18 protein-coding genes are annotated in these 23,877 nt (G+C 63.7%); 9 read left to right on the top strand and 9 right to left on the bottom strand.

Going from position 1 to position 23,877, the window contains the following annotated elements; translation table 11 throughout:
* Positions 1-40: 40 nt before the first annotated feature.
* Both nhaD and ACSHWJ_RS00155 read right to left on the bottom strand, forming a co-directional pair.
* Positions 41-1,486 carry a sodium:proton antiporter NhaD gene (gene nhaD / locus ACSHWJ_RS00160; RefSeq protein WP_218797856.1) on the bottom strand — a complete coding sequence of 482 codons (1,446 nt, stop codon included), beginning with the start codon at positions 1,484-1,486 and terminating at the stop codon, positions 41-43.
* Between the two features lie 249 nt (positions 1,487-1,735).
* Positions 1,736-3,073 (bottom strand): OpgC family protein, encoded by a 1,338-nt coding sequence (locus ACSHWJ_RS00155; RefSeq protein ID WP_432539115.1) that lies wholly within the window; start codon positions 3,071-3,073, stop codon positions 1,736-1,738.
* 188 nt (positions 3,074-3,261) lie between these two features.
* Here ACSHWJ_RS00155 and ACSHWJ_RS00150 point away from each other — a divergent pair, with 188 nt between their 5' ends.
* Genes ACSHWJ_RS00150 through ACSHWJ_RS00130 form a run of 5 tightly spaced genes read left to right on the top strand, consistent with a single transcriptional unit; the run spans position 3,262 to position 10,933 of the window.
* On the top strand, positions 3,262-3,936 hold the full coding sequence (locus ACSHWJ_RS00150) for a response regulator (RefSeq protein ID WP_010961018.1): 675 nt from the start codon (positions 3,262-3,264) through the stop codon (positions 3,934-3,936).
* Positions 3,929-5,329 (top strand): sensor histidine kinase, encoded by a 1,401-nt coding sequence (locus ACSHWJ_RS00145; protein WP_218800202.1) that lies wholly within the window; start codon positions 3,929-3,931, stop codon positions 5,327-5,329. The genes ACSHWJ_RS00150 and ACSHWJ_RS00145 overlap by 8 nt, the downstream gene beginning before the upstream one ends.
* Positions 5,330-5,389: 60 nt before the next feature.
* Positions 5,390-6,520, top strand: a complete 1,131-nt coding sequence (locus ACSHWJ_RS00140; protein WP_432539114.1) for an efflux RND transporter periplasmic adaptor subunit — start codon at positions 5,390-5,392, stop codon at positions 6,518-6,520.
* A gap of 10 nt (positions 6,521-6,530) precedes the next feature.
* Entirely contained in the window at positions 6,531-9,632 is a 3,102-nt protein-coding gene (locus ACSHWJ_RS00135) for an efflux RND transporter permease subunit (RefSeq protein ID WP_432539113.1), read from the top strand.
* Positions 9,629-10,933: a TolC family protein gene (locus ACSHWJ_RS00130; protein WP_432539112.1), complete on the top strand. Its 1,305-nt coding sequence runs from the start codon at positions 9,629-9,631 to the stop codon at positions 10,931-10,933. The genes ACSHWJ_RS00135 and ACSHWJ_RS00130 overlap by 4 nt, the downstream gene beginning before the upstream one ends.
* 80 nt (positions 10,934-11,013) lie before the next feature.
* Here ACSHWJ_RS00130 and ACSHWJ_RS00125 read toward each other — a convergent pair whose 3' ends face one another.
* Positions 11,014-12,282, bottom strand: coding sequence for a cytochrome-c peroxidase (locus ACSHWJ_RS00125; RefSeq protein WP_432539111.1), 1,269 nt, complete (start codon positions 12,280-12,282; stop codon positions 11,014-11,016).
* An 803-nt stretch (positions 12,283-13,085) separates the two neighbouring features.
* Between ACSHWJ_RS00125 and ACSHWJ_RS00120 the strand changes: the two genes are divergently transcribed.
* From ACSHWJ_RS00120 to ACSHWJ_RS00110, 3 genes are all read left to right on the top strand, one after another.
* Positions 13,086-14,576 (top strand): oligosaccharide flippase family protein, encoded by a 1,491-nt coding sequence (locus tag ACSHWJ_RS00120; protein ID WP_432539110.1) that lies wholly within the window; start codon positions 13,086-13,088, stop codon positions 14,574-14,576.
* 316 nt (positions 14,577-14,892) lie between these two features.
* Positions 14,893-15,321 (top strand): universal stress protein, encoded by a 429-nt coding sequence (locus ACSHWJ_RS00115; RefSeq protein WP_010961027.1) that lies wholly within the window; start codon positions 14,893-14,895, stop codon positions 15,319-15,321.
* 68 nt (positions 15,322-15,389) lie between these two features.
* Positions 15,390-16,190, top strand: coding sequence for a c-type cytochrome (locus ACSHWJ_RS00110; RefSeq protein ID WP_432539109.1), 801 nt, complete (start codon positions 15,390-15,392; stop codon positions 16,188-16,190).
* Positions 16,191-16,817: 627 nt separating this feature from the next.
* Here ACSHWJ_RS00110 and aspS read toward each other — a convergent pair.
* Both aspS and ACSHWJ_RS00100 read right to left on the bottom strand, forming a co-directional pair.
* Positions 16,818-18,617 carry an aspartate--tRNA ligase gene (aspS, locus tag ACSHWJ_RS00105; protein ID WP_218797861.1) on the bottom strand — a complete coding sequence of 600 codons (1,800 nt, stop codon included), beginning with the start codon at positions 18,615-18,617 and terminating at the stop codon, positions 16,818-16,820.
* A 72-nt stretch (positions 18,618-18,689) separates the two neighbouring features.
* Positions 18,690-18,968 (bottom strand): FmdB family zinc ribbon protein, encoded by a 279-nt coding sequence (locus ACSHWJ_RS00100; protein ID WP_432539108.1) that lies wholly within the window; start codon positions 18,966-18,968, stop codon positions 18,690-18,692.
* Positions 18,969-19,172: 204 nt separating this feature from the next.
* Here ACSHWJ_RS00100 and ACSHWJ_RS00095 point away from each other — a divergent pair, with 204 nt between their 5' ends.
* Positions 19,173-20,144 (top strand): COX15/CtaA family protein, encoded by a 972-nt coding sequence (locus tag ACSHWJ_RS00095; protein ID WP_017364549.1) that lies wholly within the window; start codon positions 19,173-19,175, stop codon positions 20,142-20,144.
* On the opposite strand, the gene ACSHWJ_RS00090 is transcribed toward ACSHWJ_RS00095, so the two are convergent.
* The 4 genes from ACSHWJ_RS00090 to ACSHWJ_RS00075 are packed head-to-tail and all read right to left on the bottom strand — an operon-like array spanning position 20,129 to position 23,875.
* A complete protein-coding gene (locus ACSHWJ_RS00090) occupies positions 20,129-20,842 on the bottom strand; it encodes a hypothetical protein (protein ID WP_282213327.1) in 714 nt (237 codons plus the stop codon). The two genes, ACSHWJ_RS00095 and ACSHWJ_RS00090, sit on opposite strands and share 16 nt — an antisense overlap.
* Complete coding sequence (locus ACSHWJ_RS00085) at positions 20,839-21,579, bottom strand: type III pantothenate kinase (protein ID WP_218800210.1); 741 nt, start codon at positions 21,577-21,579, stop codon at positions 20,839-20,841. The genes ACSHWJ_RS00090 and ACSHWJ_RS00085 overlap by 4 nt, the downstream gene beginning before the upstream one ends.
* Positions 21,576-22,571 carry a biotin--[acetyl-CoA-carboxylase] ligase gene (locus ACSHWJ_RS00080; protein ID WP_282213326.1) on the bottom strand — a complete coding sequence of 332 codons (996 nt, stop codon included), beginning with the start codon at positions 22,569-22,571 and terminating at the stop codon, positions 21,576-21,578. Before ACSHWJ_RS00080 ends, ACSHWJ_RS00085 begins: the two co-directional genes overlap by 4 nt.
* A complete protein-coding gene (locus ACSHWJ_RS00075; protein ID WP_010961035.1) occupies positions 22,568-23,875 on the bottom strand; it encodes a replication-associated recombination protein A in 1,308 nt (435 codons plus the stop codon). The genes ACSHWJ_RS00080 and ACSHWJ_RS00075 overlap by 4 nt, the downstream gene beginning before the upstream one ends.
* Between the last annotated feature and the right edge of the window lie 2 nt (positions 23,876-23,877).

Here is a 23,877-nt window from a genome sequence, read left to right as displayed (position 1 = left end):
TCAGGGCCCGAATGCCGAAACGGGCAGGCGCTGATCCCTGTCAGAACATGGCGGCGTTGAGCAGGAAATGCGCTCCGATGCTCGCCAGATAGCCCAGAAGGATGGCCGGCGCCCATTTCAGGTGGGTGACGAAAGTATAGACGCCCTTGGCCTGCCCCATCAGAGCCACGCCCGCCGCGGAGCCCACGGAAAGCAGGCTGCCGCCGACACCCGCGGTGAGCGTCACCAGCAGCCACTGGCCCGTGGACATCTCCGGATGCATCGAGAGGATCGCGAACATCACCGGGATGTTGTCGACCAGCGCGGATATGACGCCGACGAGGGTGTTCGCCGAGGTCGCGCCGAGCTCGCCATAAAGGAAATCGGACAGGTGATGGAGATAGCCGATGAAATTCAGCCCGCCCACACACAGAACCACGCCGTAGAAAAACAGCAGGGTATCCCATTCCATGCGGGCGAGGTGATGGAAGACGTCGAAGCGGAACGTGCTTTCCGGCTCCTCCTCCGTCACCGCCTCGCCCGCTAGCGGATCGATACCGACCGCCGGTTCGTCGCGATGGGTCAGATGGAGAAAATAGCCGAACAACTGCAGGTAGGTCAGTCCCGCCATCATACCGACCGCCGCCGGCAGCTGCAGTCCATTCTGAAAGCCGACGGCGGTCAGCACGGTCAGCAGGAACAGCAGTACGATCCGCTTGGCGCCGCGGCGCAGGGTGATCTTGGACCGGATCGGGGCGGGATGCCCTTTCGGCACGGCGAAATGCATCAAGCCGGCGGGAATGACGAAATTCACCACCGACGGGATGAACAGCTTGAAGAAGGTCCAGAACTCGACGATGCCTTTCTGCCACACCATCAGGGTGGTGATGTCGCCGAACGGGCAAAAGGCGCCGCCGGCATTCGCCGCCACGACCGTGTTGACGCAGGAAAGACCCACGAATCTCGGATTCTCTCTGCCCACCGCCATGACCACTGCGCACATCAGCATGGCCGTGGTCATGTTGTTGGAGACGGAGGAAATCAGGAAAGCCAGTATGCCGGTCACCCAGAACAGCTGACGGTAGCTAAAGCCCCGATTGACCAGCCAGGATCTGAGGCTGTCGAACACCCGACGCTCCTCCATCGCGTTGATATAGGCGATGGAAACGATCAGGAACAACAGCAGTTCGCCGTAATCCAGCACATCGTGACGTATGGCCGCTTCGGCCACGTCGGACATGCCCTCCTTCTTGTAGACGACGGCGATGGCCACCCAGATCAGCGCCGCAGCCAGCATCATGGGCTTGGACTTGCGTAACTCCAGCACCTCCTCGAGCACCACGAAGCCATAGGCGACACCGAACAATGCCAACGCCAGATAGCCGACGAAATGGCCGCTCAGGTCCAGCGAGCGGGACAGATCGGTCACAGCCGATGCCGCCGGCGCCATCACGGTCAGCCCAGCCGCGGCCACGGCTCGAAACGGGATCATCCTCGAAGCATTCATGCAGTCTCCACTTGCGGCGAGACACCGCGCAAAAACCACGTATGGTAGTCAATTTCTCATCGGAAGATACCGGCGTCAGACATCTTTCAGCAAGAGCCGTGCGTGCCCTCGCAGGCGTGACGGCGAAGATCAGGGCGGCGCGGGCTTGGTAATCCCGGCAGCAAGGGGCGAGGCGATGCCGCCGTTCCGTTCCGACCCCGCCGGCATGCCGCTCACCTTCCGGTAGTGGTAGTCCCGGTAAACGCTCCGTCAGATCCCATCCTGCCACTCGATCCGTTCTTCTCCGGCCGACGGGTAAACCGTCTCGCCCGGCTGGCCGGCGCTGGCTACCAGGGGCACCCGAGCCGAATCCCCTGCTCCGGGCGCCAGGATCAGCAAGGGCGTCGCGGCCAGGAAGATCACGGCCGCCTCGCCGGCCCAGACGTCGGCGCCGGCGAGCCGCGGACGCGGTGGACACGTGGCCGGGACCGGCTTTCCGTTGCTCCAGGGTCTGGAATCCAGCCATTCCAGGAACCCGGCCACGGCCAGCATCGTTCCCAATCCGGTGAGGTTCACCCAGGCGACGGCAAACGCCTCGCGCCCGCTCCAGTCCAGCGCCATCCCGGCGAGGTAGGAAAGCGCCATGGAGAACAGGAACACCGGCAGCGACTGCCGGCCCATCCGCGCTATCCAGCGCGGTAGGGACCATTCCAGCCGATGGGGTCTCCAGGACACAACGCGGTTCATCAGATGGGCCAGCGCCAGGAAATGCACGACACGCAGCACTCCCAGATGGCTTTTGTCCACCCAGGGCTCGAGGTGGGCACGCAGGGCGCCCAGGAAGGCGACGCTTTGATAGGTCGGCTCATGGCCGAGCGGAATGGCAATCAGCACAAAAACCAGGCACAGCCGGGTCAGTCCGCGGTCGGCACGCGGCGCGGGAAGCCATCCGGCGCCGAGCCCGAAACCGGTGAAAAACAGCAATTGCCAGGCGAAAGGATTGAAGAACCAGGGGCGATCACCGGCGGGCTCTGCCGGCAACTCCCACCCGAAATACCAGGCTCCCAGGTAAACGAGCAGGGAAACACCCAGAGCCAGGGCGGCATGTATCCGCGACAAGCTCCAGACCAGAGGCACCCAGAGCAGGATCACGAAATACATCGGCAGGATGTCGAAAAAATTGGGAACGTAGCGGAGAGTGAACAGCGCGGCGATCGCCTCGGACGTGTTCTCGAAAAAATACCCTAGGTACAGGCGATGGATGTAATCCTCCCCGCCCAGCCACTGATTGCCGAACGCACAGATCGCTGCCAGGGCGAAAAACAGCGCGAGATGCGAGAGGTAAATCTGACCGCAGCGGTACAGGATGCGCAGCGTCCCGAGCCACATTCCCGCCCGCTCGAAACATCGCCCGTAAGCCAGGGCGGCGGCAAACCCGGAGAGAAAGACGAAGATTTCCGCGGCGTCGCTGAACCCGAACCGGGAGGGGGTATAAAAATACAGGGGGTTGAAGGGAATGTGGTTGACGAAGATGATCATCAGCGCCACGCCCCGGAAAAAATCGAGCCGGACGTTGCGCGACGGCGCGGTGGAATTCGGCGTTCCCATGATTGACCCCATTCGGCGTGGCCCCGTTGGATTCCGGCCTCTGACGGCACGGATTGCCGGTTCGAGGAAATATCGTGCAGACTGCGGCGATCCCGACGAATCGCCCTACGCGGTGCCAAGCTTGTCGTTAACCTTCGAAGTCTAGAGAAGGAAGCTTTCGTGAACCTTTCATACCCACGTGAAAACCGATGAGGATTCTGCTCGTCGAAGACGACGAAACCCTGGCCGACGGCCTGTCGCGCAGCCTGGCCGAGGATGGCTTCGACCTCACCGTTGCCGCGACGGGAACCTACGCCGACAGTGCCCTGCGCACCCAGGACTACGATCTGGTCATCCTCGACCTCGGCCTGCCCGACATCGACGGGAAAGAAGTCCTCAGGCAGTTGCGGGTCAGAAAATCGCCGGTGCCGGTCCTCATCCTGACGGCCCGGGACGGGCTGGACGACCGGATCGGCGGTCTGGAGCTGGGCGCCGACGATTACATGACCAAGCCTTTCGAGCTGAGGGAACTGGAGGCGCGGGTGCGGGCGCTGATCCGGCGCAGCCACGGCGGCTTCGGTCACGACATCGTCTGCGGCCCGCTCGTTCTCAATACGTTCGACCGCCAGGTTCACGTGAACGGAGAACCGATGCTGCTGCCTTCCCGCGAATATGGCGTGCTGGAGGCGCTGCTGCTGCAGGCGGGCCGGGTGGTCAGCAAGGACCGGATCGCCCTGCGTCTGGCGAGCGGCGGGGATGAACTGGCGGACAACGCGATCGAGGTCTACGTGCACCGTCTGCGCCGCCGCCTCGACGATCTCGGCATTCGCATCAGGACGGTGCGCGGCCTCGGCTACCTGCTGGAACGGCCCGCCGGTGAATAAGCCGCACAGCCTGCGGACCCAGCTTTTGCTGCGGTTGACCTTGCCCCTGGCTTTCGTCGTGATGCTCGACGCGGCGGTGTCCTATTTCGTCGCCCTGCACTACGCGGACATGGCCTACGACCGCTGGCTCCTGGACTCCGCCCGCTCGCTCGCCCAGCAGGTCAAGGGACAGAAGGACAAAATCACTTTCGACCTCCCGCCGATCGCCGTCGAGATGTTCCGCTGGGACGACATGGACAAGACTTTCTTCAAGGTCGAGTCGCTCGGCGGTGGGTTCATGGCAGGCGACAAAGCCCTGCCCAGCCCCTCGATACCGCCGGAGGAACGGGACCTTCCGTACTTTTCGGACGGCGAAATCGGGGGCAAGCCGATCAGGATCGTGTCGGTGCTGACTGTTCCGACGGCGGCATCCGGAGAGGTGCTGGTTTCGGTGGCGGAGACCCTGAACAAGCGCCGCGGCATGATGAGCGAGATTCTGCTCGCGGTGGTGCTGCCCCAGATCCTGCTGGTGCTGGTCACCGGCATTCACATCTGGACGGGCGTCAACCGGGGGCTCCACCCGCTGCGCAACCTGGCACGCATCATCGCCGGCCGGTCCGCCCGGGACCTCGATCCCATCCCGGACACCGATGTTCCGCTCGAGGTGCGCTCCCTCACCCACACCATCAACGAACTCCTGCAACGCCTTGCCGCGTCGATGGCGACCCAGAGGCGCTTCATCGAAAACGCCGCCCACCAGCTTCGCACCCCGTTGGCCGGCCTCAAGATCCAGGCAGAGCGGGCACTGCGCGCGCAAGACCCGGAGACGATGAGGCCGGCTCTGATCCACATCAAGAACTCCGCCGACCGGGTCGCCCATCTCAGCACCCAACTGCTGGTGCTGGCCCGTTCGGAGGCAGTGATGCAGGACCGCCGGGAGTTCACGCCGGTGGACCTGTGCGCGCTGGTGCGCGAATGCTGCATGGACTGGGTGCCCAAGGCGCTGGAGCGGAACATGGAACTGGAGCTCCGGGCGCCGGATGAGGCCATCTTCATCGCCGGCAACGCGCTTCTCCTGCGGGAACTCCTCAACAACCTGCTGGACAACGCCCTCCGCTACGGGAAATCCGGCGGCCAGGTCGCCGTGAAACTCGACGGCCCGCCACGGACGGCTCTGATCGTCGACGACGACGGCCCCGGCATTCAGCCGACCGAAGCGGGCAAGGTCATCGAGCGGTTTTACCGTATCCCCGGAAGCCCCGGCGACGGATGCGGCCTGGGCCTTGCCATCGTCAAGGAAATCGCCGACCTGCACGGCGCCCGGCTGCATATCTCCCACTCGTGTTTCGACAGCGGCACGCGCATCGAAATCGCTTTCGGGCGGCAACCGGAGGAAGACCAGGGCCGTCGCTGAAAGGTATCTGAAAGCTTCCGCGCATAGCATGGGCGACCCCAAGGCTTCCCGAGAGTTCCCATGCCTTTGCCATCCCGGCTCGCATTGTTCGGTCTGCTGTGCCTTTCCGCCTGTGAACGAAACGGTATCGAGCCGATAGACCGTCCCCGGCCGGTTCCGCCATCGTCGTCTGAGATCCGGAAAGGCCACGGGCCGGCCACGGTTTCGCTGAGACCGGAGTCCCTGCCCTATCTCGTCATCCAGGAAATCCATCCGGAAGCATTCGACGCCTCGATTTCGGCGCCCGCCAAAGTCGACTTCCGCACCAAAGCCGTTTCGGCCGCAGGCACGATCGTCCCCGGCCGTGTCACCCAGGTGCATGCGCAGATCGGCGAACGTATCAGAGCGGGCGCGCCGCTGGCTACGCTGGTCAGCGCCGATGCGGCCCAGATGCGCTCGGATTTCTCCCGCGCCGAAGCCGAGTTGAGACGCGCCGAAGACCGGCGCCGGCGCCAGGCGGAAATGGCTCGCCGCGGCGTCGGCCTGGAGGTCGAACGGATGGAAGCCGAGACCGAGTACCGCCAGGCCCTCACCGAATACGAGCGCAGCCGCGACCTCCTCCAGCTCATCGGGGATGGCCGCGGGGGCGAGGTCGTCGTCCGGGCGCCCATGGACAGCGTGGTTCTGAAGGCCCATGTCTCCGTGGGCGCAGCGGTGGGACCGGGGTCACCGCTGTTCGACCTCGGTGAACCCTCCGCCGCCTGGATCGTGGCCGACGTGTTCGAAAACGACCTGCTGCTGGTGGAGGTCGGCGCCAAGGCATCGATCGAACTCGCTTCGCTGCCGAACGCCATTTCCGGCCATGTGGTGGGCGAGAGCGCCGCCATCCAAAACGAACTCCGGCGCGCCTCGGTGTTCATCGAGCCGGACGACCCCGCGGTTCCGCTAAGGCCCGGCATGTACGCGAGAGTATCGATCGCCGTATCGAAGTCCGGCCGGATCGTCCTGCCTACCTCGGCCGTGCTGATCAAAGACGGACGGGAAACCTTCGTCTACGTGGAGCAGGAACCGGGGATCTTCGAAGCCCGCCCGGTACGGGTGGGGCAGTCGCGGGCCGGCATGACGCCCATCCTCGAAGGGCTCTCCGGCGGTGAACGCGTGGTGGTGAAGGGCGCCCTGCTCCTGGACGGCGAAGCCGCCATGCTCTTGTGAGGACGCGATCATGCTGAAGCCGCTGATCGAGCATTGCGTGCACCGGCGTTTCGCGGCCATCACGGTCACTGCGGCGATCGCCGTGTACGGGGTTCGCGCCTACCTCGAGACCCCGATCGAGGCCTACCCGGACGTCACCAACACCCAGGTCACCGTCATCAGCCTGATGCCCGGATATGGGCCGGAAGAAGTGGAGCGGCAGGTCACCATCCCACTGGAGCGGGTGCTGAACGGCACCCCCGACATGCTGCAAATGCGCAGCCAAAGCCTGTTCGGTCTCTCCCTGATCACCCTCACCTTCCAGGACGGAATCGACAGTTTCCGGTCGAGAACGCTGATTGCCGAGCGGATGGCCGGCGCCGAAGTGCCGGAAGGCGTCACGCCCGTGCTTGCCCCGGACTACACCCCTCTGGGGGAAATCTACAAGTTCGTGATGGTGAGCGACCGCCATACGCTTTACGAGCTGCGGTCCGAAATGGAATGGAATGCGGCCCGCGCGCTGCGCCAGGTCCAGGGCGTCGCCGATGTGCTGACCTTCGGAGGCTATTACAAAGAGTTCCACGTCGAAACCGATCCGGTGCGGCTCGAGTCCTTCGGTCTGACCCTGGAGGACGTCAACCAGGCAATCGCCCGGTCAAACCGGAACGTGGGCGCGGGATTCCTGCGTCATGGCGACCAGCAGATGCTGGTGAGAGGCGTGGGCAACCTCACCTCGGCCGAGGACGTCAAACGGATCGTGCTCAAGAGCGCTGGCGGCACGCCAGTCACCGTCGGCGACGTCGCGCGTCTGGTCCAATCCCACACGCCCCGCCAGGGGACCGTGGGCATGGACCACCGGAAGGAGGTCGTGGAGGGCATCGTGCTGCTGCGGCGGGGACAGAACCCGTCGAAAGTGCTGGAAGCCATCCACGCCAAGGTGGAGGAGCTGAACCACCGGATCCTTCCCGCCGGAATGAGGATAGAACCCTTCCTCGACCGGACCGAACTGGTCGACAACACCCTGCACACGGTCTACGACAACCTGCTGCACGGGTTTGTGCTGGTGGTGGCGGTGGTCTGGCTGTTTCTGCGCAGCATCCGCGGCTCACTGATCGTCGCCCTGGTCATCCCGTTGTCCCTCCTCGCGGCCTTCGCCGGGCTCTATCAGCTCGGCCTCCCGGCCAATCTCATATCCATGGGGGCGATCGATTTCGGAATCATCCTCGACGGCGCGGTGGTGCTGGTGGAAAACGTGATCCACTTTGCCACCTGCCGCCGTCCGGAAAACCGGCCCGACATGCTGCGGTTGATCATCGCCGCAGCGCTCGAAGTGGCCAAACCGGCGTGCTTCGCGATGCTGATCATCATCGCCGCACTCATCCCGGTATATACGCTGGAGCGTGTCGAGGGCCGTATCTTCCGTCCCCTGGCCCTGACCTACAGCTTCGCTCTTGCCGGCGGCCTGGTGTTCGCGCTGACCCTGGTGCCGGCGTTGTGCGCCGCCTTCATCCGGCCCCGGCACGCCATGATCGCGGAGCCGGCGTTCCTGGCATCTCTCCGCCGGTCTCTCGGACAGGTCCTGGAGCTGGCGCTGGAGCGCCGTGGCGGAACCCTGGCCGTGGCTTTCTTGCTGCTGTTCGCCGGCGGCGCCGGCGGGACCCGGCTTGGCAGCGAATTCCTGCCGGAGCTGGACGAGGGGGACATCCACATCTATGCGGAAATGCCGTCCAGCATTGCGCTGTCGAAGGGGCAGGAGATTCTCCTGGACGCGCGCGAACGGCTGCTCCGCTTCCCTGAGGTGAAAGGCGTTCTCAGCCAGCAGGGCCGTTCGGAAGACGGAACGGACAACGAAGGCGTCAACATGGGCCGGAACTTCGTGCATCTCAAACCTCAGGGGGAATGGCGCAAGGGCATGGACAAAGAGCGCCTGATCGAGGAAATGCGGAACGCCTTGGGGGCCATTCCCGGCGTCCGGTTCAATTTTTCCCAGCCCATCCGGGACAACGTCGAGGAGGCCGTCAGCGGCGTCCGCGGCAAGGTCGTCCTCAAGATATATGGCTCCGACCTGGAAAAAATGCGCGCTGCCCTGGTAAACGCAAAGACGGTGCTCAAGGACGTCCCAGGAATCACCGACCTGGATTTGTACCGGGACTCCCAAGCGCCCCAGTTCCAGATCAACCTCGACCGTTCAGCCCTGGCTCGCCATGGCATCACGGTAGACGCGGCACAGGACACGATTGAAACGGCGATGGCCGGAAGAGTGGCAACCGAACTCTGGCAAGGCGAGCGTCCGGTACCCGTTCGAGTGATCCTGCCCCAGGCCGAGCACAGCGACACCGAACAGATCGCCAATCTCATGATACCTGCTCCCTCCGGCGCCCGCGTGCCGTTGAGGGAGTTGGCCCAGCTTCGGATCGAACGAGGCCGGGCCTCGATCGACCGGGAGGCCAACCGGCGGTTCCTGGCGCTCAAGTTCAACGTGGAAGGGCGCGATCTCGGTTCGGTCGTCCATGAAGCGATGCGACTGGTGGAACAGAAGGTCCCGCTTCCGGAAGGACATTTCATCGCCTGGGGCGGCGAATTCGAGAACCAGCAGCGGGCCATGTCGCGCCTGGGCGTCGTGGTACCGCTGGCGGTGCTGATCGTACTCGCGCTCCTTTACGGGGCGCTCCAGTCGGCCCGAAGCGCATTCGCCATCCTGCTGTCCACTCCTTTCGCGCTGACCGGTGGTGTGTTCGTTCTGCTGCTTGCCGACATCCCGTTGTCGGTCAGCGCGGCCATAGGTTTCATCGCTCTGCTGGGACAGGTTTCGCTCATGGGGCTGCTGGTCCTGAGCGCCATCGAGGAACGCCGACGCCGAGGGATGGCGGTAGGCGATGCGATCCTGGACGGCGTCACCGATCGGCTGCGTCCCGTGCTCATGGCCTCACTGCTGGCGATGCTCGGCCTGCTTCCCATGGCGCTGTCCACCGGCATCGGCAGTGAAACCCAGCGCCCCTTCGCCATGGTCATCGTCGGCGGGATGATCACGACGTTCTTCGTGGCGATGTTCGTCCTGCCGGTGATCTACTCCTTCCTCACCCCGAAACACCTGGTCTCGGCCGAAACGGCCGATGAAATGCTCGAAGAATGATTCAGGAAAACCGTCACGCCCGCGTTTCCCGCCCATTGAAATGCCTGCTGCCGTTGTTTCTCACACTGAATCTCGACGGCTCCGCCCTTGCCGGTCCGAACGCCGAATCCCTGCCGCAGACCGTGACCATCCAGCAACTGCTGGCAATCGCAAGGCAACGCAGTCCACGTTATGCCGCCTTGAGGCAAGCCATCGAGATAGCCAAAGCCGAGATCGCCGCAGCAGACGTGCTGCCGAACCCAAGACTCAATTTCGGGAACTACAGCCTGCTGAGCGCCAACAACACGATGTACGACGGCAAGGTGCAACGCGAGGTGGTGCTGGAAGTCCCCGTGCTCATCACCGGGCAGCACGGCGCCAGGGTCGAGGCCGCGGAAAAACAGGTGCAAACCACGGAAGCCGCCGTCCAGGCCGAATTCGCCAGCCTGGTGCACGAGCTGTGGCGCACGTTCATCAAACTGCTGGCCGGCCAGCAGCGCGTCGCCGTACTGGAAGAGGCCAGCGCGAAGATGGAACGTCTGGCCGCGCTCGTCGCGGGGCGGGAGGAGTCCGGCGGCGCCAGTCGCTACGATACCCTGCGCATGGAAATCGAAGCCAAGGACGTCCGGGCGAAGCTGGAAACGGCCCGCAACGACCTGCAGGGAACCGTGGAGGAGCTGGGCTTGATGCTCGGGTTGCCGGACTGGAAGCCCGAGGCAAGGGGAAACCTCGCACCGCTGGGAGTCCCGGCCGATCCGGAAAAATCCTGGGCGGATGCCGAACGGATCAATCCCGAGATCGAGGCCGTCCGCCGGGGCGAGATCGCGGCCGCTGCCCGCCTGGAAAAAGCCAAGGCCGAGCGCTGGCCGGTTCCCTCGATCCAGTTCGGCTCGGCGTTCACGGAACAGCCGTACGGGCACGCCTTCTTCGGCGGCGTCTCCGTCGAGATTCCTCTGTTCGACCGCAATCAGGGCGGCATGGCCAGGGCGGCGGCGGAAAAACAGGCGGCCATCCTCGACCGCGAGCTGGTGACCTCCCAAATCCACGTCGCGCTCGATCGCGCAACCGGCCTCCTCGCGCGCCGGCGCGAAACACGGGTGAAATTCGAACGGGACGTCGTCGCCAAGCTGTCCGCCCTCGAGGAAATGGGCGAAGCGGCTTACCGGCTCGGCAAAGGCAGTCTGCTGGAACTGCTGGATTCCACGCGCTCCCGGACGGAGATACGCCTCACCCACCTGGAACTCATCCAGCTCGAGCTGGAGGCGGAGCTCGAAGCGCTGAAAGCCTCGGGACTGCTGGTCAGCCGGGCTGAGGCCGGTTGATGCGTCCACCGGGATGTGGCCGGAAACTCGGTTCGGGCGACGGCGTGCTCTCGAGTGGAACACGCCGTGCACAGTCCGCCTCAGTCGGCCGTTGGGCCTGAAAGCTGGAAGCCGTCGGACAGCGTCCTCAGAAACGCGACGATGGCATCCTCCTCCTCATCCGACAGCTTCAAATCGCCCGTTTCCGTCCGGTTGACATTGGCTGCCTCTTCCGCCGCCGGCCAGCAGTTGATGCCGGGCTCCGGATGGGAAAGGTGCTCACAGGCGGCCAGCACATCGCGCGTGTTATAGAAGTGAACCACTTCCTTCAGACTCTTGAATGCGCCGTTGTGCATGTATGCCTTCAGGTATGCCAAGGATGGGCGCTTGTCGACATTCCGCAAGGTGGGAACTTTCTGCTTACCTTTGTTATCGGCCGCGTACGGTGCGTACTCCACCCGGCCAGCCAGGAATCCGCCCAGTCCCGGGTCCACCCAGTCCGCGCCTAGCGGATTGAACTCGGCGGGCATCTGATAGAAAGGGTTTTCCGGGTTTCTGGGAACACCGGTGTTGACATAGGTGAAATCGGTGAAAAGGGGAAATTTGCCGGCGTAGCTCATGCCCCTCGTGGAATGGCAATTCGCGCACTTCGCTTTTCCCTCAAACAATGCCATCCCCTTCTTCTCCTGTTTCGTCAACACCGCCCTCCCTCTCAGATATGCATCGTACTTCGAGCTGAATGAACTGACCTCCCTGGAAGCCTCATAGGCGGCAATGGCCAGAGCGATGCGGTCATAAGTATCGGATGAATTATCACAGTCCAACGTGCCCGGCCCGAAGGCGCGCGCGAACAGATCGGGATAGCTTGAACCCGTGAGTTGGGCGGCGAAACTGGAAGCCGCCACCTTCCGGCAAACGTCCGCCGCACTGGGATCATTCTGCTCCAAAGGGTTGAGGAATGGTCCCTGGGCCTGATCCGCCGCGGGATTTCCGAGCCTTTCCCCCGTCGCTCTGCCGTCCCAGAAGTTTCCGCCCACGAACTCCCCGTTACCGTCGCGGTGCAATTTCGGGCTGAACGAAGCATAGGCGGCGGTCGGTGGTTTGCGGTTACCGAAGCGTGTTGCAACCGCACCTTCGTAAACACCGCCGTGCAGATTGATGTCCTGGTCCGAACCGGTCCATCCGACCTTGGGATCATGACAGTCCGCGCAGGACTGTCCTGGCGGGGTCGAAAGGCTGGGGTCGAAAAAGAGCGCCTTGCCGAGCAGTTCTCCAGGCGTCAGTGCGGTAGCCGCATGTCCTTCCAGAGCGCCGGCAACCGCAGCCAGTACGAAAACCACGAAGTGACTCGATATTTTCATGAATCTCATGTCGCTGACTCCAATATGACAACACACTATCAGAGATATCCGTCGATTATTTGAATGGCAGGATCAAGACTAGCCCATGTCCAACCGATTTCAACCGAAATAAACAAAAATTCATCCGCCCGTAAATTCCTGTATCTCGTACAGTATGTCGCCATTCGGCAACAAGTTGCCGTCATGACGCCGCGTATAACGAAAAACCGTATTTCACTGCCGTCTTTCCAGACCACGGCTCATGGGTGAGCCGACAGCATTATCCGTCTCAAAACTCGTTGATAGGGAATATAATTAAGAGTATGCCCAACAGTGAAACGGCAATGTGAGCATAATTAATCATATTATCGATAACGTTTACCTGAATCCGTGTGCCTTTTGATCCAGGTCGATGCCATACACGGGATGACGGGTACTTTCCCGTTCACCCCTCCTGATCGAGCCCGGTTTTCGGCGGAAGGAACTGGATCGCCCCTCGACCTCGACCGGCGGGTCGATGCCGAGCGGCCACGGTCTGGCATCGGCCGGAGCGGAACGGTGGGAGACACGCCTGCCGAAGCGGGGCGAGATCCGAACGTCCGATCGGGTGAAAGGCTGCGTCGGGATTTGACGCCGGCAGGAGCGGTTTCGGAACCATCGAGGCGTTCGTCCGGGAGGCGTGGGGGCGGGGGCGGCCGGGGCATTTCAGGCGCCCCTTCCCGGCAAGCGGGCGGTCCGGTTGGACCCGACACCGGCGAGCGCGAAGCGGGCTGCGGGCGACCGGCGCCATGCCGCAGTGGTAGCATGGGCATTTTGTACCGCCCTTTCCGCTCATGAATCCGCTCAGAAAGCTGGCAGGCCAGACGGCGATCTACGGCCTCAGCACCATCATCGGCCGACTGCTCAACTACTTCCTGGTCCCGCTGTACACCTACCAGTTCGCCGAACCGGGGGAATTCGGCGTCGTCACCGAGCTCTATGCCTATACGTCGTTTCTGAATGTCATCCTGACTTACGGCATGGAGACCGCCCTGTTCAACTTTTCCGCGAAAGCCGACGACAAAGCCACCGTCTATAGCACTGCGCTGCTCTCCCTGCTGCTATCGACGACGCTTTACCTGGCGCTGGCGTTGGGGCAGGCCGACACCCTCGCCGGCCTGCTTCGGCATCCTGACCGTGCCGATTACGTGCGCTGGGTGGCATGGATCATCGCCCTGGACGCACTCGCCGCCCTGCCCTTCGCCAAGCTGCGGGAACAGCAAAAAGCCAAGCGTTTCGCATTGCTCAAGACCACGAACATCCTCGTCACCGTCGCCGCCAATGTCTTCTTCATTGGCCTATGCAAATGGGCGTACGACAGCGGAGCGGCCGGCTGGCTGGCGTGGGCGGCAGAACTCTATGATCCGGCCGTCGGCATCGGGTACGTATTCATCGCCAATCTAATCGCCAGCGGCCTGACCCTGCTGCTGCTGACGCCTGAGCTGGCTGCGGCGAAGCCGCGCTTCGATGTCGCGCTATGGCGACGGATGCTGGCCTATGCCCTGCCGCTGCTGGTCGCCGGACTCGCCGGCATGGTCAACGAGACCATGGATCGGGTCCTGTTGAAATATCTGTTGCCGCCGGACATCGCCATGGAACAGCTCGGTATCTACGGCGCCTGTTACAAGCTCGCCGTCCTCATGAGCCTCTTCATCCAAGCGTTCCGCTATGCGGCCGAGCCTTTTTTCTTTTCGTACTACCGGCAGCGGGAAGCCCGGGAACTCTATGCTCTGGTCATGAACTGGTTCGTCGTCGCCTGTTCCTTCATTTTCCTGGGAGTGATGCTCAACCTCGACTGGATCCAGTACTTCGTCGGGGCGAAGTACCGCGCCGGCCTCGGCGTCGTCCCCATCCTGCTGATGGCCAACCTGTGGCTGGGCGTCTTCTTCAATTTTTCCATCTGGTACAAGCTGACCGAGCAGACGCGCTTCGGCACCTACCTGACCGTCTGGGGAGCGGTGGTCACACTGGCGCTCAATATCCATTGGATACCGCGGCTCGGCTACATGGGCGCGGCCTGGGCGACGCTTGCCTGCTACGGCAGCATGGCTTTGCTGTCCTACGTTCTGGGTCGACGCTTTTATCCGGTCCGCTACGATCTGAAACGCATCGTCGGCTACCCCCTGCTCGCTGTGGGCATCTGGCAGCTGACCGAGCGGATGCCCGCCTTGCCGTTCTGGGCCGAATTCAGCTTCGACAATGCCCTCTTGCTCGTGATCTTCGCCCTGGTGGTCGTGCTGGAGCGACACCGGCTCCCCGGGCCGCCCCCCCTCCGCCCATCATGAATTGCATGATTTCCCGTCTCCGCACGTATGGCACCGATATTGCTGGTTTACTGACGACGCCGAGGCCGGCTTTCACCCTCTGCCGTACTGTGTGCGTCCATCATCTCCCATCTTCAAGGACAAGGTTTCCTGACATTCCGTATCGGGAATGTTTAGCCAGGGATGGCACGTTTTTTCACTCCTTTCGGTACCGCCGGCAGCGGGGTCCGGATCGGAATCACGACGCCGGTTTACAGTGCGACGAATCCCGCCCAATAATGTCCTCGGCCCGACACCGGCCCTACGACCACCCATTCCCCGAACAGGCTGACCACTCATGAAGCTGCTGGTTGCGATCGATTTCTCCGAAATCACCGATAAGGTACTGAGTCAGGCCAGGCTCCTGGCCAAGGCGTTATCCGCCGAAATCTGGCTGCTGCACGTTGCTGAACCGGAGCCGGATTTCGTCGGCTACGACGCCGATCCTCTGGTCATGCGCGATCTGGCCGCCGAAACCTACAAAATTTGGCACCGTCGGGTCCAGGAAGCGGCTGAAGCCCTGCGGGAGGAAGGATTCAACTGCACCGGCCTGATGGTCCAGGGTCCGACCGTGGAGACGATTCTCAAGGAAGCCGAACGGCTGCAGGCGGACCTGATCGTGCTCGGCTCCCATGGGAAGGGACTCCTGGCCCGCCTTATCGTCGGGAGCAGTTGTGAAGGGGTCCTGCGCAGGACCTCGGTCCCCGTGCTGGTGGTGCCGGCATGAGGGCAGGCAGCCGTCACGGCGGGGACGCCGTCTTCCGGCCGTCTGCAGCAATGGGTGTGTTCCGTGTCATGCTCCGGGCCGCTGTCGCTGTCGCGACGCTACCGGTCTCAGCCATCGAACTCCCCCCGCCGGACCGGCTGGCAGCCGAGACCGGGATGTCGGCGCAGACCGTGGAAGTGGTGGAGCCTCACATGTCCCGCCCAGGTCACGAACTCCGGGTCGCCTACCGCGGATTCGAAATGTCGGGATTACTGGACCGGCTCTTCGGCGATCGCTGGAAAGCGACGGGCACCGAGGTGGTGTTTTTCGCCCGCGATGGCTACCGCTCCAGCACCGATTCGCGACGTTTCGTCCCCGGCTCCGCCTGGCTCGCTTTCGGTCGGGCCGACAGCAAACCGTTTACGGTCGACAATCCAGGCCAGCACGAGACCGGGGTGTCGCTAGGGCCGTACTACCTGGTCTGGGACAACCTGCGGGATTCGGCCGCTCGCGCCCAAGGCGCCTATGGCTGGCCCTATCAGGTAGTCCGGATCGACCTGGCCACGCCGGCCGATTACGCCGCGGCGCGCCCGCAGGACAGCGATCCCGTGGCTGTCGAGGGTTTTGAACAGGCCCGGAAGTACTGCCTCACCTGCCACCAGGTGGCCGGCATCGGCGGCGGGAAATTTCCCGGTGACCTGCGTCAAATCGCCGGCCCGCTCAGCGATCGGGCCCTCAAAACCTGGATCACCGAACCTCAGAAAATGCACGCGGGCACGACGATGCCGCCACTGAACGCGCTGTTGCCCGAAGCCGAGCGTGATCGTGCCGCGGACGCCATCATCCGCTATCTGCGGATGATGCCGGTGAGGGACGGCACGACGCCATGAATCCGATGTCGGCGACAGGAAACCAAACCGGATTCGGAAATACCGCCACCGATTGGGCGTCCGAGGCACCGAACCTGCGGCCCTGGCCGCTCCGAACTGCGAGGTGGCTCTCTTCGAAATCCAGCCCCGCGGTCGTTCGCGTCGTCCGGACCGGCCAGGGCGGAGGAGGACATTTCTCTCCGTAGACTCCCCCTGCACGGAGCCGCCCAGCACCCAGTAGCGGTTGCCCCAGGCATGGTCGCTTCCGCCGCCATTGGGCTGCAGAGTCCGGCTGGGTGAACACCGTGACCTGCCGTGACGCTCCCTCCCCCGTCTGGGCACGCAGACGGATGAGACGCGTCACCTCCTCGAGCTGGTTGCCGCTGGACGCTCCCCGAAACACCGTCGTCGGTGCCGACAACTTGCCGCCGGATTTCAAGGCGTCCGCCCCACCCGCTGCCATCGGGAAACAGCGCTTTTGCGGGGCAGCCTGGTGGTCTCCCGCGGGATGGGCGCGACCTGCCCGTTCCAGAACCGTCTCGCCAATCGGCGAACGGGGATTATCGGCTCCCCATGGAAGCTTGCGTGCCCCCCCGGCAGTCACCTGAATCGGGTCGATCGAAGGGCTACACTACTCGGAGTACATCCTCACGTGGATGGCACAGTGCCGCCTTCCACTGCCGGATTTTTCCGCAGTCGGATGCCGAGCTCGTGCAACTGGGCGTCGTTGACCTGGGCCGGCGCGTCGATCAACGGGCACCAAGCCGACTGGGTCTTGGGGAAGGCCATCACTTCGCGGATGGAAGAAGCCCCGGACATGAGCATGACCAGACGGTCCAGGCCGAAGGCCAAACCACCGTGGGGCGGACAGCCGTAGCGCAAGGCGTTGAGCAGGAAGCCGAACTTCTGCTGCGCCTCCTCCTCACCGATGCCGAGCAGATCGAATACGGTCTGCTGCATCTCGGTACGGTGGATACGCACCGAGCCGCCGCCGATCTCGGTGCCGTTGAGCACCATGTCATAGGCACGGGACAGGGCCCGACCGGGGTTCTGCCTGAGTTGTTCCTCGCTGCACTTGGGCGCGGTGAAGGGATGATGCAGAGCGACCCAGCGGCCGGATTTTTCATCCCATTCGAACATGGGGAAGTCCGTGACCCACAACGGTCGCCAGCCCTTCTCGACCAGCCCGCGGTCCTGGCCCAGCTTGACCCGCAGTGCGCCCATGGATTCGTTGACGATACGGGCCTTGTCGGCGCCGAAGAAGATCAGGTCCCCGGTCTGCGCCTCAGTGCGCTCCAGGATGCCACGAATGGTGGATTCCGGCATGAACTTTAGGATCGGCGACTGCAGTCCCTCCAATCCGGCCCCCAGGTCGTTCACCTTCACATACGCCAGGCCTTTTGCGCCGTAGATACCGACGAAGCGGGTCAGGTCGTCGATGTCCTTGCGCGAGAGGTCGCCGCCGCCCGGCAGCTTGAGCGCCACCACCCGGCCTTCCGGATCGGCGGCGGGCCCGGCGAACACCTTGAATTCTACCCCGGCCATGAGATCGGCGATGTCCACCAGCTCCAGCGGAATGCGCAAATCCGGCTTGTCTGAGGCATACCGGCGCATGGCCTCGGCATAGGTCATGCGCGGGAACGGATCCGGCAGCTCCTCGTTCAGGGTTTCCCGGAATAAATCGCGGATCATGGCTTCCATCAGCGTCATGATCTGGTCCTCGTTCATGAACGAGGTCTCGATGTCGAGCTGGGTGAATTCCGGCTGGCGGTCGGCGCGCAGGTCCTCGTCGCGGAAGCAGCGCACGACCTGGTAATAGCGGTCCATCCCGGAGATCATCAGCAGCTGTTTGTACAGCTGCGGCGACTGCGGCAGGGCGAAGAACGAATGCGGATGGGTGCGGCTGGGCACGAGGTAGTCGCGCGCGCCTTCCGGCGTCGCCTTGGTGAGAAACGGCGTCTCGATCTCGTAGAAGCCATGATGGTCCAGGAAATTGCGCAGGAAGCGGGTGATGTCACGACGCAGCCGCATGCGCTGCTGCATGACCGGCCGGCGCAGGTCGATGTAGCGGTAGCGCAGCCGCATCTCCTCGTTCACCTCGATGTCGCTTTCGATGGGGAACGGGGGAGTTTCCGAACGATTGAGGATTTCCAGCGAGGTAGCCAACACCTCGACTCTACCGCTCTTGAGGTTGGGATTCTCTGTCCCCTCCGGACGGGCGCGGACCTTACCCACCACACGGATGACGTACTCGCTGCGGACGGTTTCGGCGAGACTGAAGGGCTCGGGGTGGTCTGGATCGAACACGACCTGCACCAGCCCTTCCCGGTCCCGGAGATCGACGAAAATCACTCCCCCGTGGTCACGCCGCCGATGCACCCAGCCGCACAAGCCGACTTCCTGGCCCAGAAGGCTCTCGTTCACTTCCCCGCAACGGTGACTGCGCATGTTCGGACTCTATTGATCGACTGAAAAAAGGTTGAATGTTACGCGCTGGCTTCCAGCCAGCGCAAGCCGATCCTAGGCCACGGGTTTTCCGGACGAAGCGGTACCGTCCGCCTGCTTGCTCTCCGCTTTCGGCGTAGCATCACCGGCCAGATTCTTTTTCTTGTCCTTGCTGCCCTTGAAATCGGTTTCGTACCAGCCGCCGCCCTTGAGCCGGAACCCGGCGGCAGAAACCTGCTTGGCCAGCTCCGGCCGGCCGCAGGCGGGACAGTCCGTCAACGGCGCGTCGCTGATTTTCTGCATGGCCTCCAGGCTGTGGCCGCAGGACCTGCACTGGTATTCGTAGATCGGCATCGGAAAACTCCTCAGTTTGTTGAAGAACCAGAGGCGCATATATGAACGCCGGAATTCTTTATCAAGGCCGGGGCGGCGCAATTTCCGCATTCGGAACCTCTCCGATTATCGCCGCACCGCTCCGGTGCTATGATTCGCCCGGCCTCTTCCCCTCACCCGGCCCGCTCCCAACATAGAGCGGACGAATGACTTCGAGATCGCATCATGCAATGCAGCACCGCTCCCGATGCCGGCAGCCGGTTCGCCCGGATCGGCATCATCACCATCGCCGCCGTCTATTTTTTGATCATGGTGGGCGGCATCGTCAGAGCCTCCGGTGCCGGAATGGGCTGCCCAGACTGGCCGACCTGCTTCGGCCGGCTGGTGCCGCCGACGGACGAGTCACAGCTCCCGGCCAACTATCACGAAATCTACGCCGAGCGTGGCTATGCCGACACCCGCTTCAATCCTGTCAAGACCTGGACCGAGTACGTCAACCGCCTGGTCGGCGTCAGCATCGGGCTGCTGATCATTGCCACGCTGTACCGCTCCCTGGCCTTCTGGAAAACCGACCGGACGGTGACCTGGCTCGCGCTGACGGTGTTCCTGGCGGTAGGCTTCCAGGGCTGGCTGGGCTCCGCCGTGGTGGCCAGCAATCTGCGCCCCGTCATGATCACGGCCCACATGCTGATGGCATTCGCCATCGTCTGCCTGCTGATCTATGCGGTGACGCGCTCCCAGCGCAGCCGTTTCGCAACACTGGACCTCTCCGGCCTGCCTCCGCGCTTCTGCACCGTGCTGATGGTGGCCATGGGCATGACCCTCCTGCAGATCGCCATGGGCACCCAGATCCGCGAATCGGTGGACGTCATGGCCGCGACCGCCGCGACGGACCGCAGCCTGTGGCGCGAAAACTTCCCGCTCATCTTCTACGTCCATCGCTCCTTCTCCGCCGTGATCCTCGGTGTCAACCTTTGGCTGGCCTGGAAGATGGTCAGGTCCTTGCCGGCGGATTCGCTCTATGTCCGCTTCGGAATGGTGCTGGCGGGCCTCGTCGTCGCTGCCATCGCCGCCGGGGTCACCCTGGACCGGTTCGGTCTCCCGGCCATCGCCCAGCCGCTGCACCTCCTGCTGGCGAACCTCATATTCGGGACCCAGTTCTTCCTTTTCGTCGCCGGCCGTTATGCTGGCCGTTGAGGACTGGCGGACGGACAAGGACTGAGCGGCGGCACAGACACCTCCGGATTCTCGCCGCGCAACTGGATCATGATCTCATCCAGCTCCAGCGGCGACTTGTCCCAGACGAACTGTATCCAGACCGTTTCGGCCTGGGTGATCCGGGGCCGGATCTGCGCCCGCACGTTGAGTTTGGACAGGCGGACCACCTCGGTTTCGGCCTCCTCCCGGGTCTTGAAGATACCGAGCGAAATCGTGCCTGCCATCTCGCCCTTGTCGATCAGCCAGACGTCTTTGATGCCTTTGTCCATCAGCATCTTACGATTACCCTTGGCCTCATCCATGTTTTCGGCCTTGGGATAGAGCAGCCAGTAGCCATCGAGCGATTCCGAGGATTCGCTGGTCAGGTTCGCCCGGTCGATCCACTCCTTGACCAGAGCCAGCACCCGCCTTGCTTCGGCCGTCTCGGCGAACGGTCCCATCCGGTAGCAGCCGGCCTCGCCGGCTGGCAGTTCGTTCTCGATCCGGGCGGGCGGGGGAGACTCGGTCGGCGGACTCTGGATTTCGCCGCGGGTGTCTGCAACCTCCGAACGCAACAACAATCTTCCCGAGGCTTCGACAGATTTGACATCGACATGCCGCTTGGTATCGCGATGACCCAGGCTCCAGAAGAAGAAAGACACATTGGCGATGAGGAGAAAATAGAAAAGAAATCTCATGGCATTCGCTCCGCTACGGCATGCAAACCCTCGAGGACGAGGTGAGGCACCAGACGGACCGGGGTCTCGAGGTAAGGTCGGAGCGTTTCGGCATCTCCGCCGGTGAGCAGCAGTTCAGGCTCCGTCGCCAGGAGCCGCGCCGCCCGAGCCTGCGATTCCCGTATCAAGCCCACGGCCGAGTGAAGAATACCGCTGGACAATGCGGGTCCAGTGCGGTTGCAGAAAAAGCCGTCGCAGCTTTCAGCCGCCCCGCCCAATGCCTCCAGAGAGGCCAGGGCCGCGCGCATCATTGCCAATCCGGGGCCGATCACGCCGCCCCGATGCCGGCCCTCCGCGTCCAGGAGGTCGATGGTCAAGGCGGTGCCTGCGCTGACGATGCAGCAGGCATCGCGACGCGTCCGCCACGCCCCGATCAGCCCGAGCCAGCGATCGACACCCAATTGGGCCGGGTTTGGATAGGCATTGACGACTCCCAGGGCCGAAGCCTCGCTGCGTACGAAACGGACCGGCACAACCCATCGGGCCGATGCCCAGTCCGCGAGCAGCCGGCCCGCCCTCGTGCCAGCAACGTTGGACACCAGCACGGCCTCCGGCCGCGGCAGCGCCGCCATCTGGCTTTCGCACGCTTCTGCCAGGCTGGACGCATCCGTAGCGAACGCACCGCCGAAAGTGTACCGCCCCGGCTCCGAGCGTGCCCATTTCACCCGCGAATTGCCGATGTCGATCAGCAGTTTCACAGTGGCCTCACCCGTACGTCGCCGGATGCGAACTCCCGCACCGGGCCGTCCTCGCATGCCAGCAACAGCAGTCCTTCCCCTGAAACACCGACGATCCGCCCCGTCCACACCCAGTCCCCCTGCTGCACGCTGGCCTGCGCGCCTTCGAAACCGTGGTAGCCGCGCCATTCCTCGAGATACGGCGCCAGCCCGGTGGTTTCGTAATCCGTCAGCAAGGGAGCCAGTTCATTGAGCATCCCGGCGATCAGCCGGTTACGCGATACGGCGGCGCCTCCCGGAATCCGCGCCAGGTCGATCCAGTCCTGGTCGATGGCGACGGCGTGGCTGTCGGGCAGATTCACGTTGAGGCCGATCCCGATCACGACGGCGTACTGGTCATTGGCCTCCCCCCTCACCTCGATCAGAATGCCGCCCAGCTTGCGGCGCGACCACAGGATGTCGTTCGGCCATTTGAGTGCCGCATCGCCGATGCCCTGCGCCCGTAAGGCCCGTACCACGGCCACGCCCACGGCGAGGCTGAGCCCGGAAAATCCCGCCCGCCCGAACCGCCACAGCAGCGAGAGATAGACGTTGCCGGACAGCGGCGACACCCAGGTCCGCCCGATTCTTCCCCTCCCGGCGCTCTGCCGCTCGGCCAGGCAGACGGTGCCGGCCGGCGCGCCTTCGGCCGCCCGCCGCATGAGGTGATCATTGGTGGAATCGAGCTGCTCATGAACTTCGATAAGACCGATGGCTTCCGCTGCCGTACCGGTCAGCGCGCCCGCGATCACCTCCCCGTCCAGGAGTTCCAGCGGATGCGCCAGACGGTAACCCATCCCGGGTACAGCATGCACTTCCACCCCCAGGGCGCGCAGCTCCTCGATGCGCCTCCAGACCCCGGTGCGGCTGCAACCCGCACTCGCCGCGATGGTTTCGCCGGAATGGAAGCCGCCATCGGCCAGCAGCGAGAGCAGGCGGCGGGCAGCCGCGGAAAAACCGGAAGCGGCGCTCACCGCTCGTCCGCCTCCTTATCCAGCGCCTTGAGACGCTCCAGCTTCTCGGCGATCTTGATCTCCATGCCGCGGTTGACCGGGCGGTAGTATTCCCGTCGCTCCAGCCCCTCGGGGAAATAGTTTTCGCCCGGAACGTACGCGTCCGGATAGTCGTGCGCATAGCGGTATCCCTTGCCGTAATCCAGGCCCTTCATCAAGCCCGTCGGGGCATTGCGCAGGTGCAGGGGCACCGGCAGACTGCCCGATCGGGCGGCATCTGCCCGGGCGGCCTTGTAGGCTTCGTAGACCGCATTGCTCTTGGGAGCGACGGCCAAATACACGACGGCCTGCGCCAGGGCCAGCTCCCCCTCCGGGCTGCCCAGACGTTCCTGGGCGTTCCAGGCATTCAGACACAGCTCCAACGCCTTGGGGTCGGCGTTACCGATATCCTCGGATGCGATCCGCACCAGGCGCCGGGCTAGATAAAGCGGATCGCAGCCCCCGTCCAGCATCCGGCACAACCAGTACAGTGCGGCGTCGGGCGAACTGCCGCGCACCGATTTGTGCAGGGCGGAAATCTGGTTGTAGAACTCCTCGCCCTGCTTGTCGAAACGGCGTGTGGTTCCAGACGCGAGGACCTGCCGTGCGACCTCCTCGCTCACCACCGTCTGGCCGGCGTCCAGCAGATCCGCGGTGATTTCCAGGAGATTCAGCAAGCGCCGGGCATCGCCATCGGCGGCACGGACGTAAGCCATGCGCACGGGGTCGGACATGTTCAGGCCGCGCCCGCCCAGGCCGCGTTCAGCATCCGACAGCGCGCGATCAATGACGCCCAACAGGTCGGCCTCGGTCAGGGCTTTCAGCACATAGACCCTGGCCCGCGACAGCAAGGCGCTGTTGACCTCGAACGAGGGATTTTCGGTGGTGGCGCCGATGAAGCTGACCGTGCCGTCCTCGACATGGGCCAGGAATGCATCCTGCTGCGACTTGTTGAAGCGATGCACCTCGTCGACGAACAGGATGGCACGGCGGCCGGCCGCCTTGAATTGCACAGCCCGAGCCAAGGCTTCGCGGATTTCCTTCACCCCCGACAACACGGCCGAAACCGGCAGAAACTCGGCATCGGCATGGCGGGCGACCAGCCGCGCCAGAGTCGTCTTGCCTGTGCCGGGCGGGCCCCAGAAGATCATCGAATGGAGACGGCCGCGCCGGATCGACTCGTACAGCGGCCGGCCCGGCTCGATGAGGTGGAGCTGGCCGATGTATTCGTCCAGCGTCCGGGGACGCAGACGGTCGGCCAGCGGTTGGGAGAAGTCAGCGGACACCG

Origin of the sequence: Methylococcus sp. S1M, assembly GCF_051295855.1 — a bacterium.
Lineage (GTDB): Bacteria > Pseudomonadota > Gammaproteobacteria > Methylococcales > Methylococcaceae > Methylococcus > Methylococcus capsulatus.
The sequence above is the reverse complement of the archived record's forward strand: the minus strand, read 5'-3'. Positions and strand labels throughout refer to the sequence as shown.

Coding starts and splice junctions, on each gene's coding strand:
- nhaD (WP_218797856.1), bottom strand. CDS start 1,486: ATGAATGCTTCGAGGATGATCCCGTTTCGAGCCGTGGCCGCGGCTGGG.
- ACSHWJ_RS00155 (WP_432539115.1), bottom strand. CDS start 3,073: ATGGGAACGCCGAATTCCACCGCGCCGTCGCGCAACGTCCGGCTCGAT.
- ACSHWJ_RS00150 (WP_010961018.1), top strand. CDS start 3,262: ATGAGGATTCTGCTCGTCGAAGACGACGAAACCCTGGCCGACGGCCTG.
- ACSHWJ_RS00140 (WP_432539114.1), top strand. CDS start 5,390: ATGCCTTTGCCATCCCGGCTCGCATTGTTCGGTCTGCTGTGCCTTTCC.
- ACSHWJ_RS00135 (WP_432539113.1), top strand. CDS start 6,531: ATGCTGAAGCCGCTGATCGAGCATTGCGTGCACCGGCGTTTCGCGGCC.
- ACSHWJ_RS00130 (WP_432539112.1), top strand. CDS start 9,629: ATGATTCAGGAAAACCGTCACGCCCGCGTTTCCCGCCCATTGAAATGC.
- ACSHWJ_RS00125 (WP_432539111.1), bottom strand. CDS start 12,282: ATGAGATTCATGAAAATATCGAGTCACTTCGTGGTTTTCGTACTGGCT.
- ACSHWJ_RS00120 (WP_432539110.1), top strand. CDS start 13,086: ATGAATCCGCTCAGAAAGCTGGCAGGCCAGACGGCGATCTACGGCCTC.
- ACSHWJ_RS00115 (WP_010961027.1), top strand. CDS start 14,893: ATGAAGCTGCTGGTTGCGATCGATTTCTCCGAAATCACCGATAAGGTA.
- ACSHWJ_RS00110 (WP_432539109.1), top strand. CDS start 15,390: ATGCTCCGGGCCGCTGTCGCTGTCGCGACGCTACCGGTCTCAGCCATC.
- aspS (WP_218797861.1), bottom strand. CDS start 18,617: ATGCGCAGTCACCGTTGCGGGGAAGTGAACGAGAGCCTTCTGGGCCAG.
- ACSHWJ_RS00100 (WP_432539108.1), bottom strand. CDS start 18,968: ATGCCGATCTACGAATACCAGTGCAGGTCCTGCGGCCACAGCCTGGAG.
- ACSHWJ_RS00095 (WP_017364549.1), top strand. CDS start 19,173: ATGCAATGCAGCACCGCTCCCGATGCCGGCAGCCGGTTCGCCCGGATC.
- ACSHWJ_RS00090 (WP_282213327.1), bottom strand. CDS start 20,842: ATGAGATTTCTTTTCTATTTTCTCCTCATCGCCAATGTGTCTTTCTTC.